Here is a 13,174-nt window from a genome sequence, read left to right on the forward strand (position 1 = left end):
GGCCCCGAGGGACCCGCCGTCTCTGTACTGAACGCTACGCCTGGGTTCGATTAGAACTTGGCGGAGGCTTGGAAGAAGAAGTACCGGCCCAGAGCGTCGTACACCTGAGCATAGGTGTTGCCGTTCAGGAACGAGCTGCCACCCACGGCCGTGGTCAGCAGCGGCGGATCCTTGTCGAAGACGTTGTTCACGCCGCCACTCAAGGTCAGCCAATCGCTCACCTGGTAAGAAGCCGAGAAGTCGAAGTAATCGTAGCTCGGGATCTTGGCATTGAACGGGTTGTACGACCCGGACAGAGAGGGATCGCTGGTGGTCCGCTCATACACGACACCGGACAGGTGGCGCCAATCTGCCGACAGGGTGGCGTTCCACGGGGTTTCCCAGGTCACGCGGGCCTTGTGGCGCCACGTCGGCATGGGGGTGCCGCAGCTGTTGCCGTACAGGCCGGCGCAGTCATAGGTGGTCGGGTCGTTCGGCAGGGTCTTCACGACGAAGTCCTGCAGGTAGGTGCCCACCATGTTGAAGTTCAACGCGCCAACCTTATCCAGGCCGATATCAGCCAGGTCAAGGCGGTAGTTCACGTTGAAGTCGATGCCAGAGGTCTCATTGCTGCCCAGGTTCTGTACCTGGTTCACGATGTAACCGCTGGTGCCCAGCCACAGGGTGCCGGCGACACCGCGGTGGATCAGGCTGCAGTAGGTCGGGTCGCCCGAGGTCAGGCAGTTCGACATGGTGGTGTCGCCGCCGTACGAACCGATCAGGTCGTCGATCTTGATGTGGAAGTAGTCAACCTGCACCGTCAGGTCGGGCAGGAAGGTCGGGGTGATCACCGCACCAACGGTCAGGGTGTCGGCGGACTCCGGCTTCAGATTGGTGTTTCCCGATTCCAGCGTGTTGTACTGGCCAGCGTAGTTGTTGGTGATGTGGCCGTACTGGGCCGCCGTCACACCGGTGCGAATGCACTGGGCCAGCGTAGCCTCCGGGTCGGAACCCGAGCAAGGATCGTCGCTGGCGCCCAAGGCGACGCCGGGGTTCTTGTACAGTTCAACGACGTTCGGCGCGCGGACTGCGTGGTTGAAGCTGGTGCGGAAGCGGACATCCGCGGTCGGGGCCCAGTCGCCGCCCACCTTGTAGGTGTCGGTGGTGCCGACGGAGCTGTAGTCGGAGTAGCGGTAACCGCCTTCCAGGTTCATGTCGTAGAAGAACGGCTTGTCCTGGATCAGCGGGATCTTCACTTCCATGAAGGCTTCACGGACATCGTAGCCGCCGCTGACCGAATGCGTCGGGCCACCCTGGCCCGCCAGATCACCGCTGTCGAATTCCTGGTCGACGTTCAGCTTCAGCTCTTCACGGCGGTATTCGCCACCGAAGGCGACGCCGACACCGTGCTTGGCCAGCGGGCTTTGGAAGCCATAACGGCCCAGGTCACCACTGAAGGACGCATTCAGGACGTCCTGGTTGGTGGAGCCGGTTTCGAAGCCCGGGAGCTGCAGGTACTTCAGCGCGTTGGCCGTAACCGGGCCGGTACCGAAGATGTTGTAAGGCACGCAGCCGTTGTTGCGAGCGGTGGCGCTGGCGCAGACCTGGGCGCCGGTGCTGTCGGTCACGACGTTCAGCGCATCGGCCGCGTGGCTCAACGAGAAGTCGTTGTGGTAGGATTCGGACAGCAGAACCGTGCTGCGCTGGGCGGACACATCGTAGCTCCAGCCGTCCCACAGATCGCCCTTCACGCCGGCCAGCATGCGGTAGGAGGTGTGCCGCAGGTCGTCGTAACGACCGCCACCTTCCACGTTGCGGCGCAGGATGGACAGGGTGGCGTTGTCGGTCGAGGTCAGGCCCTGCGAGGTGCAGAGGGTGTTGACCTGGGCGGCCGACAGCATGGGGTTGCTGCACGAAATGTTGAACACTTGGCCGAACAGACCCGAGGGCGCGATCTGGGCGACCGTGTGGTCGTCGTGGAACATGAATTCGGTGTAGACCTGCACATGCGGGTTGAAGTCGTAGTGACCGAAGAAACCCGCAGAGTAACGCTGGTCGGGGCGCTGATAGTAGTTGTAAGGAGCGTAGTTGAACGCATCCGTGGACGAGTTGTAATTACGGATGCCGCCGCCGGCCTGAACGATCTGGTTAGGAATGTTCTGGACGTAGTCCTGGTTGCCCGTGGTGTCGAACAGCGAGCCCAGCACCGCTGGAGCGGTCGTGCCGGAGCCGCCGCAAATCGGCGCGCCCTTCGAGTTGAAGGCAATAGCGCAGGCGCTGTAATCGCGGTTGGCCTGCAGCACCGGCTGGGTCTTGCGGTAGTCGAAATAGGCGGTGATGTTGCCCTTGCCGTCGGCAGTGTTCACACCCAGCACACCCGAGTAGGTGCGGGTGAAGCCGTCGGTGACGTCGCTGTCCGGCTGCGTGAAGTTACGCGCCTTCAGGCGGTTCTGCGACGCGGTGTCGTCATTGTTGTGCTGGTAGAAGCTATAGTTAACTTCCGCCTTCGCACCCTCGAAATTGTCGTCCATGACGAAGTTGACGACACCGGCCACGGCGTCGGCGCCATACACGGCCGAGGCACCGCCGGTCAGCACGTCGACGCGCTTCACCAGCGAGGAGGGGATCTCGTTAAGGTCAGCGGCGACTTCCAGCGGAGAACCAGCCGGCATGCGGTGGCCGTTGACCAGGACCAGCGTGCGGCTCGCGCCCAAGTTACGCAGGTTGACGGTGGCGGTGCCGCTGGAGCCGTTCGAGATGGCGCTGCCCTGGTCGGCGAACACCTGCGGCAGGTTGTTCAGCACATCTTCGATGCGGGTGGCACCCTGCATCTTGATTTCTTCATTGCTAACAGCGGTCACCGGGCTGATGCCGGCAGACGAATCCGTCTTAATACGCGAACCGGTGATGACGATTTCCTGCAGATCGTCCGCCGCGGCGAACGCCGTCGTCGACATCGTGAGGGCGCAAACGCCAATGGCGGCGCCCGTCAGCAGCGACTGACGGATCCTGCTCTCAAATCCCTTCATGTAGTCCATCTCCACTTCGGATTGGTTGTTCCCCGTTCGGCGCCGCCCGGGCGTGTTGTCCGGCCTCAGGCGGCAGCTCCCCAGTTCGCCTCTGCCCAGCGTTCTGTTTGGCTTGGGGGAAGTTTTCCGATCACGTTAGCAATGCGTCAACGATCCAAGGGGACGATTGCCCGATTCCGTGCATGTCTGTAGCTTTTTGGTTACACTTAAGCGATAAACTTGCGCCAAAAATGTTGAAATTGGACAAAAATAACCGCCGAGCAGAATGAGTTGCCCGACACACATCTGTTGCAAATGTAAAATCAAACCGTAACAGCGGAAAAATGCACTCCTGCGCCGACCCCGTCGGCGCCCAGCGGCCCGTTTGCCGAATCAGTGGGCAGCGAACCGAGTTGCACAAAGAGAGGGCGTCCGGACGCGCCCACAAGGCCCGGCATGGCCATTCGTTCGCGGCTGTAGGCACAAAAAAGGGCGGCCCGAAGACCGCCCCCACCTGGGGCCGGCGGCCCGAAGGCCGCCGGCTTATCAGAACCCGGCTTATCAGAACCCGGTTTATCAGAACCCGGTTTATTAGAACCCTGTTTATTAGAACGACGTGTGGATGGTGCCCATGAACGTGCGCGGGGCGCCCACCAGGTAGAAAGGCAGGCTGGGGGACTTGCCAGCCACCACCGTAGCGATCGTCGTGGAGGACGAGATCGTGTTCAGGTAGCGGCGGTCAAACAGGTTGTTCACGTTGAACTGCAGGTAGGTGCCCTTGAAGCCGCCGGCATCCGGCAGGTCCAGGCGCGCCTCGAAGTTGGCGACGAAGAACGGGGTGGTCCATTCGTCGTTCACGTCGGTGGCGGCGCGGGTGCCGGTGTACTTGCCTTCGATGGAGGCCGACAGGATGTCCAGCGGCTTGTACTCGACGCGGCCGGCGGCCATCCATTCGGGCGTGTCCACCAGCTGCTTGCCGGCGGTCTTGAAGGTGTAATTGTTCGGTCCAGCCAGGTTGTTCTTGACCTCGGAGTGCGTGTAGCTACCCGAGAAGTAGACGTTGATCTGGTCGGTGATAGTGGCGCCGGCTTCGGCCGACGCGCCATACAGATCGACGCGGCCCAAGCTGCGGTCGATGGTGTTGTTGGCGTCGTTCGGGTCCAGGGCGGACACGATGCGGTTGATGTAACGGGTGTACCAGCCGCTGACCGAGGTCATCAGCCAGTTGGTCTGGAAGCGCTCACCCAGCTCGAAGTTATAGGTCTTTTCTGGATCGACGATGCCTGGCTGGTCGGTCTTCACACCGTACAGGTTGTCGGTGCGCGGCGCGGAGAAGCCTTCGGAGAACTGGAAGTAGACCTGGTGTTCCGGGGTGACCTGGTACACGACGCCGAGGCTGGGCAGTGCGTCACTGAAATCTTTCGTGCCGTGCCAAGGGCCACCTTTGCCAGGGCCTTGGGTGTACAAGTTTGTCGCGGAGATGTTCGGGTTACTGGTGCAGTACTGGTTGCTGCTCAGCGATGCCACATTGGCAGAGGTGCTAGTGTAGGTGTAGCAGTACTGGTTCAGTTCACGATGGAAGTAGGGCAGGCGCAGGGCAGGCACCACGGTCAGCTTCTGGTCGAACGCCTTGAACACGTATTCCAGCGAAGCTTGGTTCAATTCAGCGATGGAGTATCGGTTGCGATTCTCCAGCGCGGTACCGTCAGCAGCCAAAACCTGCCCTGAATATTTTCCTCCGAAAACATCGGTGGGCGTGCCGTCGTTGCCAATATAGGAATAGTCACCAGTCTGGCGGTGCCGGCCGTAGTCTAGGGTGTAGCCGATGCGCAGGCGGTTGTTGTCATCGATGTCCCAAATCACCGAGGACGTGACGCCGCTGCGGAAGGTGTTGGTGTTGCTTGGGGCATAAAAAAGGATGTTATCCAAGGTGTCGCTGTCAGCCGGCGTGGTACCGCCATCAGGAGACAGCGACTTGGCTTTGCCCGCAGCGCCAATTAAACGGGCATCCGTTTCGCTCAGATAATTGGTGCCACCGCCGTTTGCCAGTGTGTACTGGAAGTACGGGTCGACGGTCAACATAACATCGTCGCTTAGGTGGAAGCGCGATTGGCCTCGGATATTACCCGTATTCGAAGGGTTCACGCGAACCTTATAATAATTGTTGTCAATCCCATTGATCGAAGTGCTGGCCTTGCCGTTCGTCGTCTGATCAGCGACACCGGCGACGGCCGTCTGCGGCACCCAGGTGTTGTTGTAGTCGGTGAAGTAGTTCGCGGCGATGTTCGCGCGACTGGTCGTCATGTACGAGTTGTTGCGGTTCTCGTTGTAGTGCGCCGCGACGGAGATGAAGTCGCCACCACCCAGATCTTCGTAGATGCGGGTGTTGAACTGCTTCTTCTGCAGCTCGCCGTAGCCCTTGAACTTGTTGTAGTCCTGGTAGGACGCGGCCAGGAAGGCAGAGGTGCGGTTGCCGGGGCCGAAGTCGCCGGTGTCCAGGACGGTGAAGATGCGCTTGTAGTCGTTGCTGCCGAAGCTCAGCTTGCCTTCGACGCCCAGCTCATCCAGCGGCTTGCGGGTCTGGACGTTGATGGTGCCGCCGGTGGCCGAGGCGGTGGGGCTGTCGACGTCGGTGGTGCCGATGTTGACCGTGGCGCGGTTCACCAGCTCTTCATCGATGACCTGGTTGGAATAGATGGCGTAGTTGCCGGTGTCGTTCAGCGGGATGCCGTCGAAGGTCAGCGAGACGCGGTTGCCGTCGAAGCCGCGGATGCGGATGTTGCCGCCGGAGGAGCCATAGGCGTCGTTGTTGGTGAAGTTGACGCCCGGCAGCAGGTTCAGGCTGGCCAGCACGCTCTGGCCGGCGGTCTGCGTGGCCAGGTATTCCTGGGTCACGGTCGACTTGGACTTGGGCGCGGTCTCGGCTTGAATCAGGCCACCGATGTTGGGCTGCTTGCGCGCGCCGGTGATGACGACCTCATCCATTTCAGAGGCGGTGGACTGCGCCAGAGCCGGGGCGGTCCAGGCGGCGGCGGTGGCCAGCGCGACCAGGCCGGTACCCAGCTTCAGGAAAGAAGTATAACGGCGCGCCGGCGCCATCCCGCGAGTAAGCTTCTTCATCGATTGCCCCCAGAATTTGGATCGTTCGTCGTTCGGTCAGCCATGCACCCGTCCGCACCCGCTCGTTCAGCCAGGGTGTGGCCGTGTCGGGCGCTTTATTCACTCCTTCGTATTACAACACCATTACAGAGGCCCGGCCTTCTTGTCCGTGGCGTGCCAAAACGCGCTGATTTGCCCCCTGGTGTGACCGTCAAAGCACATATCGAAGGCCATCCGCGACAAAGTGCAGCGCAGCTTTTTTCCGCAGAAACGAAGATATTTCTTATGTAATTCAATTATTTAATATATGGCGCACCCGCGCTGTGTCGCTGTGGCGGGTTAAGTGTTGCAGAATGATGAAATCTTGACCCGTTGATCAGGAAATTGGACGAATCAGGACGTCTCCGGGGCAGCGTTCCCACCGCGTCGCATTCCTACCACCCAATCGTTGGCCTTTCCGAACCACCTGCCCTTGGCGCCTCGGGCGGCCGGCCCTAATATGATCACAGGGCCCGTTTCCTTCGGAGGCTGGCCAGGGTGCAGTCGGGGGCACGGCGCATGCGACGCGCGGACGGTGAAGGGTGATGCGTCTACCGGGATTGCGCAGCAGGCTGCTGTTGCTTCTGGTGGCCGTCATCGGTGCCATGGCGGCGCTGATGGTGGTCGAGGGGCAATCCCGCCGCCACGCCGCCGTCACCGCCGCCCGCGCCCATCTCCGCATTCTGACCCAGGTGGCCGAGGAAGAGCATCGCGTCCTGGTGGAACAGCTGGGCCATCTGGTGGAAACCGTGGCCCTGCAGGAACTGGATGTGTCCGCGGGCGACTGCGCCGACGATCTGGCGCGGCTGAAGGCGGCCGAGCCCTGGATCGCCAACGTTTTTCTCTCCCGGCCGGACGGCACCACCATCTGCGCGTCCACCAATGCCCCGGCGGCCCTGCTGACCGTCGGGGACCGGCCCTATTTCCAAGAGGCGGTGCGCACCGGCCGCACCACCCTCAGCGACTATATGATAGGGCGCACCTCTCGTGCGCCCATCCTGGCCATGGCGCGTCCCATCCTGGGACCGGACGGCCACGTCACGGCCGTCGCGCGGGCCAGCATGCGGCTGAACTGGGCCGGCCGCCTGGCCGCCATGGCGGCGGACATGCCCAATGGCGTGTTCGCCATCGTCGATGCCCGGGGCGAGATTCTGGTGCGCTTTCCCGCGCCGGCCCGTGGGCCCGCGCCCCTTCCGGTGGATGGCTCGACCGTCCTGGATGACAAGACAGGCGCGGACCTGCCGGGGGAGACCTTGGAGGCGGGCCTGGTGTCCCAGTTGTTCGCCCAGCCCTCGGGCACGCTGCTGTCCGCCGGGCTGGATGGGGTGCCCCGCATCATCGGCTTCGGCGCCCTGCAGGGACTCAACGCCCGCGTCCTCGTCAGCCTGCCCCGGGACGAGGCGGTGGGCGAGGCGGATGAGGATTTCTGGCGCAGCATGATGGGCCTGGCGGCGGTGGCCGCCATCACCCTGCTGTTCGGCATCGTCGGCGTCGAAACGTCGGTCATGAGCAGGCTCGGCACGCTGACGCGGGTGGTTGACCGCATCGGCCGGGGCGAACGCGGCGTCCGCGCGCCCGTGCGGCCGGCCGATGCGGAGTTCGCCGTGCTGGCCCGCGCCATCAACACCATGGCCCACAATCTGGAACAAGGCGCCGCCGACCTGGCGGAGCGCGAGGTGCGCTTCCGCGACCTGATCGATGTTTCCACCGATTGGTATTGGGAGGCGGACCCCGCCCGGCGTCTCACCTACGTCTCTCCCGGGGTGCGGGCCATCGGACTGGACCCGCAGCGCATGGTGGGTGAAACGCCGGTCGCGGGGCTGACCCCTACGCCGGAGACGGCCGCCGCCCTGGCCAGTGGCGCCGACGGCCGCGAGTTTCGCGACCTGCGCTACATCGTCGACCACCCCAGCGGCCGGCGCTATCACATCGTTCTGTCGGGCCGCCCCCTGTACGACGTGGACGGTACCCTCCGTGGCTGGCGTGGCGTCGGCCGGGACATCACCGCCCTGGTGGAGGCGCGTGTCGCGCGGGAGGAGAGCGAGGCCCGATTCCGCCTGCTGGCCGATCGCGCCAGCGACATCATCCTGCTGACCCGTCCCGATGGCACGCGCCTGTACGTTTCCCCGTCGGTGGAGCGTATCCTGGGCTACAGCGTGGCCGAATTCACGCGCCTGCCCCTATCGGACCTCCGCCATCCGGACGACGATGCCGTCGACGCCACTCTGGAGGCGCTGTCGGCGGCGGCCCAGCAGCCGGATCGCATGGCCGGGGGCGCGGGCGGCGAGCTGGCGGGGAATGCGGCCGATGGCGTTTCCGCCCGATTCCGCCTGCGCCACAAGGACGGCCGGTGGATATGGCTCGAGGCCCTGATCTCCCACACTCGGGGTGATGACGGCGCGCCCTTGTTGATCTCCGCGGCTCGGGACATCACCCGCCGCGTGCGGCAGGAGGAGGAGTTGCGCGCCGCCCGGGATACCCTCACGGTGGCGGCGGCGGAATTGGAACAGGCCCGCCGCGTGGCGGAGGATGCCAATGTCGCCAAATCCGTCTTCCTCACCGCCACGAGCCATGAGATCCGCACGCCGTTGAACGGCATCATCGGGGCCATCCAGTTGCTGGCGGCGGAGCCGTTGGCGCCCTTGCAGCGCGACCTGGCCGCCATCATTCGTGACAGTGCGCAAACACTTCTGCTACTGGTGGATGATCTCCTGGATTTGTCGAAACTGGAGGCCGGCCGCGTGGAATTGGTGGAGACGGAGTTCCAGCTCGCTGCCGTGGTGACGGAGGCGGCCCGCCTGATGGAAGGCCAGGCGCGGGCCAAGGGCCTGGCGCTCACCACCCGCATCGCGCCCGAGGCGGCCGCCCCCTTCCGGGGGGATGCGCGTCGCCTGCGGCAGGTGCTGCTGAACCTGCTGGGCAATGCCGTCAAGTTCACCGACCGGGGTGAGGTCCAAGTGATGGCCGAGGTGGTGGATGCCCACGGTCAGGACGCCCATGTGGTGCTGACCGTGCGCGACACCGGTATCGGCATGACCGCCGACCAGCAGGCGCGGCTGTTCAACCGTTTCGTCCAGGGCGACGACGGTATCGCCCAGCGCTATGGCGGCAGCGGCCTGGGCCTGTCCATTTGCCGTGAACTGGTCACCCTCATGGGTGGCACGATCACCCTGCACAGCGCGCCCGGCCAGGGCAGCGCCTTCGTCATCGACCTGACCCTGCCCCGCTTGCCCGTCCAGGCGGCGGACCCGGCCCCCGACTCCGGCTCCCCCGCTGTCCCCAAGCGGGGCGCCGGCCGCCGCGTGCTGGTGGTGGAGGACAACAGCATCAACGCCCGTATCACGGAAATGATGCTGCGGACCGAAGGGTACACCGTCCTGCTGGCGAGCGATGGCGCCGCCGGGGCCGCCATCGCGCTGGGCGATCCGCCGGTCGATCTGGTGCTGATGGACATCCAGATGGCGGGCCTGGATGGGCTGGAGGCCACACGCCGCATCCGCGCGGGCGAACCGCCCGGTCGCCGTGTTCCAGTCATCGCCATGACGGCCAACGCCATGGTGGGCATGCGCGAGGAATACCTGGCCGCCGGCATGGACGACTATGTCTCCAAGCCTTTCGATCAAAACCGTTTCCTGGATCTGGTGGCGCGATGGACCGGGGGCGGTCAGGCGGCGGCCCAGCCAGCCGACAGCGGCCCGGCGGGGGCGTCCCCGCCGTCTTCCCCTCCCGGCGACGGCTATCCCATGGGCGACCAGCCGTTGTTTGATGGCGAGCCTTTGGCCAAGCTGGTGGACTTGGCGGGCCGCGAGGGCACCGTAGACATGGTGCGCGAGTTCGTGAGCTTCGGTCAGGCCCGGATCGCCCGTACCGCCAGCCTGGTCGCCGCCGGCAACATGGCCGAGGCGCGGCGCGAGGCGCACAGCCTGATCTCCACGGTCGGCAATCTGGGCTTGCGCCGCCTGCAGCGCCTGGCGGAATCGCTGGAACAAGCCTGCGTCGACGGCGATGCGGAGCAGGCGCGCCAGCTCATGGCCGCCATCGTCGGCCTAGCCCCGGCCTCCTGGGCCGCCCTGGCCCGGGATTATCCCGTGCCCATTGCGGCAGCTTAGGCTTTTCTCACGTTTGGGGAATTGACCTAAGCGCTGCCGATGAGGATGCCGGTGGCGAACACCAGCAGGCCCCCGACGATCACCTGAAAGGCGGCGGCCAGGAAGCTCGTGTCCATGTAACGGTTGCGGATCCAGGCGATGACGCCCAGCTCCGCCGCCACCACCGCGGCGGCGATGGCCGTGGCCGTCCAGAAATGGGGAACAAGATAGGGCAGGGCGTGCCCCAGGCCGCCCACGGTGGTCATCAAGCCGCAGACCAGACCGCGCAGCCAGGGGCTGCCCCGGCCGGTCAGGCTGCCATCGTCGGACAGGGCCTCGGCAAAGCCCATGCTGATGCCCGCCCCCACGGCGGATGCGATGCCCACCAGGAAGGTCTGCCAGGTGTCATGGGTGGCGAAGGCGGCGGCGAACAGGGGGGCGAGGGTGGATACGGAACCATCCATCAACCCGGCCAGCCCGGGTTGCACCACCTGCAACACGAACAGGCGCCGTTCCGACGCGTGCTCCTCCTCCCGCACTTCCGGCGTGACCAGCCGCGATTCCAGCTGCTCCGCCCGCGCCTCGTGGCGCCGCTCCTCATCCGCCAGGTCGCCCAGCAACTGACGGATGGCGGCGTCGGTCGAGCGGCGGGCGGCCCGGGTATAGAAACGCTTGGTCTCCGCCTCCATCAGTTCGGCCTGCTGGCGCACCGTCTCCAGCGACAGGGGGCGGGTCAGCCACACCGGCTTGCGCTGCACGAACCCGCGCACGTCCTGGCGCCGGATCAACGGGATATGCTCGCCAAAGCGCTTGCGGTACAGCTCGATCAGGCGGTGCCGGTGGCCGTTCTCCTCCGCCGCCATGGCGTTGAAGACCTTGGCGCTTTCCGGGAAATTCTCCCGCAGGCCGGTGGCGAATTCGTCATAGATGCGGGCGTCCTCCTCCTCCAGCGAGACGGCCAACGCCAGCACCTCCTGTTCGGTGAGGTCGGAGAAATCTTTCATGGCGGGCCTCGGGCGCGGACGGCGGGAAGGATGGTCCCGAGACTAGCCATGTTCACGCGCCCGTCAACCCGCCGCGTGGGGTGGGCTGCCGAAATTTCCAAGTAATAATAATGAGTTGCGCTTGCTTCTCGGCGCCGCCATGGCCCCGTGGCATGGGCTCCCTGCGTGGGGCCCCCCTCATCAACGGACGGCTTTCGGGGTACAATCCAGCCCCAAACCCTTATCAGCGAGGATGCGCGGGCAATGTTGAGCTGGCAGACCCTTTCGGCCTTCACCGTCACCTGCTTCTTCCTCTCGGCCACCCCGGGCCCGAACATGCTGTTCGCCATGGGGGTGGGGCTGCGTCACGGGGTGCGCGCCGCGGCCTGGGCGGGTGCCGGCATGTGCCTGGCCTTGGGCGCCATGGCGGGCCTGTCCGCCATTGGCATGGCGGCGCTGCTCCAGGCGTCCTCCACCGCCTTCATGGTGGTTAAGGTGCTGGGTGTGGCCTATCTGCTGTACCTCGGCGTTCAGGCGTGGCGGGCCAAGCCGGAGGACACGCTGCGGGCCGAAGCCGGCGCCGAGCGGGAGGGGGAGGCGGTGCGTCCCGCCGACGCCCGCGCCCACCGGCTGTTGCTGCGCGGCCTGCTGGTCTGCGGCTCCAACCCCAAGGCGCTGATCTTCATGGCCGCCTTCTTTCCGCAATTCATTGATGCCGCTCTGCCGCTGACGGCCCAGCTGGTGCTGCTGACCGTGTTGATGGTGGTGATCGAGTTCGGCTGGATCCTGACCTACGCCATCGGTGGGCAGGCCCTGGCTGGGCGTCTGCAGACGCCCAAGGCGGCGCGCCAGCTGAACCGTCTGACCGGCGGCCTGCTGATCGGGGCCGGCGGCATCCTGGCGCTGATGCGCTGACCCGCGCGCCTGCATTCGGGGCCACCCGCCGTGTAAGCTGAGGTCGTTTGCAGATGCGCGCCCATGGCCTACAGTGGTGACGGGTGGCCTTCCGCTGCCGATCCCGTCCCGCCGGCTGTTCCTGGGGTGCCATGCCTTTGCGTCGTCTTTCCGCTCCCGTCATCGCCGCCGGCTTGGCCGCGTCCCTGCTGTCCGGCTGCGCCTTCTTTCAGGGGGACGACGAGCCCGCGCCCTCCAAGCCGGTCGCCCCGGTTCCGACGGCGCAGCAGCCGGCGACCCCGGCGCCGGACACCATCATGCCCGGTGCCCAGGGGCAGGCCGCCGGTCGCGGGCCGGTGTACGAGCTGCCGCTCGACGGCCACATCACACCGCCGGTCGACCCGCCGGATGCCCAGCGCCTGGTGGGCCAGGCTGACGCACAGATGGAGGACAAGGACGGCAAGGGTCCGAACTCCCAGGCCCTGGCGCAGGCCCTGGCCCTGTTTGACCAGGCTATGGCGCGGGGTAGCCTGAAGGCGCGCGAGGCGCTGGCGGTCTATTATTATTACGGCCGGGGCACCGGCCGCGATCCGCAGAAGGCGGCGGAGGTGGTGAAGCCCGCCGCCCAGGCGGGGTTGCCCATGGCGGCCCTCATCTACGGCCAGCTTTATAATAATGGCAGCATCCCCGGCGGCGGGGCGGGCGAGGCGCAGTATTGGTACAATGTCGCCCGCCGGGCCGGCTGCGCGCCCTGCATGTCCAGCCACCAGGAGTTCCTGAACAGCATCGAGGCCAAGCTGAACCTGCCGTCCAGCAAGGGGCAGGGCGACTTGGCCAGCGATCCCATCGTGCTGCCCGGCATCGCTGACGACGCGGCGGGTGCCAAGCGCGAATACGCCGTGCTGGGCATCCTCTATCCCGGCTGGAAGCAGGTGGAGCAGCACCGCGTGGTGGAGAATGGCCGCCAACTGGACCAGTTCACCCTGGAAAACGCCCAGAAGCGGCGGGTGCGCGTCTATTTTGATGCCACCGATTGGGGTAAGCCGGCAGGGAAGGGCGGCCCCGGCGCGAAGTAGGCGGCGGT

The 13,174-nt window shown here is 65.3% G+C and carries 6 protein-coding genes; 3 read left to right on the forward strand and 3 right to left on the reverse strand.

Annotation, left to right across the window (positions count from 1 at the left end):
• Positions 1 to 50: 50 nt before the first annotated feature.
• Together UCD39_RS04805 and UCD39_RS04810 are read right to left on the reverse strand one after the other, a co-directional pair.
• Positions 51 to 3,008: a TonB-dependent receptor domain-containing protein gene (locus tag UCD39_RS04805; protein WP_330494937.1), complete on the reverse strand. Its 2,958-nt coding sequence runs from the start codon at positions 3,006 to 3,008 to the stop codon at positions 51 to 53.
• Between the two features lie 585 nt (positions 3,009 to 3,593).
• Entirely contained in the window at positions 3,594 to 6,107 is a 2,514-nt protein-coding gene (locus UCD39_RS04810; RefSeq protein ID WP_330494938.1) for a TonB-dependent receptor, read from the reverse strand.
• A 563-nt stretch (positions 6,108 to 6,670) separates the two neighbouring features.
• Here UCD39_RS04810 and UCD39_RS04815 point away from each other — a divergent pair.
• The gene (locus tag UCD39_RS04815) at positions 6,671 to 10,234 is read left to right on the forward strand and encodes an ATP-binding protein (RefSeq protein WP_330494939.1); all 3,564 of its coding nucleotides are present in this window, start codon (positions 6,671 to 6,673) and stop codon (positions 10,232 to 10,234) included.
• Positions 10,235 to 10,260: 26 nt separating this feature from the next.
• Here UCD39_RS04815 and mbfA read toward each other — a convergent pair whose 3' ends face one another.
• On the reverse strand, positions 10,261 to 11,217 hold the full coding sequence (gene mbfA, locus UCD39_RS04820) for an iron exporter MbfA (RefSeq protein WP_330494940.1): 957 nt from the start codon (positions 11,215 to 11,217) through the stop codon (positions 10,261 to 10,263).
• Between the two features lie 243 nt (positions 11,218 to 11,460).
• Here mbfA and UCD39_RS04825 point away from each other — a divergent pair, with 243 nt between their 5' ends.
• Together UCD39_RS04825 and UCD39_RS04830 are read left to right on the forward strand one after the other, a co-directional pair.
• On the forward strand, positions 11,461 to 12,111 hold the full coding sequence (locus tag UCD39_RS04825; protein ID WP_330494941.1) for a LysE family translocator: 651 nt from the start codon (positions 11,461 to 11,463) through the stop codon (positions 12,109 to 12,111).
• 131 nt (positions 12,112 to 12,242) lie between these two features.
• The gene (locus UCD39_RS04830; protein ID WP_330494942.1) at positions 12,243 to 13,166 is read left to right on the forward strand and encodes a tetratricopeptide repeat protein; all 924 of its coding nucleotides are present in this window, start codon (positions 12,243 to 12,245) and stop codon (positions 13,164 to 13,166) included.
• Positions 13,167 to 13,174 lie beyond the last annotated feature (8 nt).

It is taken from the genome of Nitrospirillum karajorum (assembly GCF_036348415.1).
Taxonomy (GTDB): Bacteria; Pseudomonadota; Alphaproteobacteria; order Azospirillales; family Azospirillaceae; genus Nitrospirillum; species Nitrospirillum amazonense_B.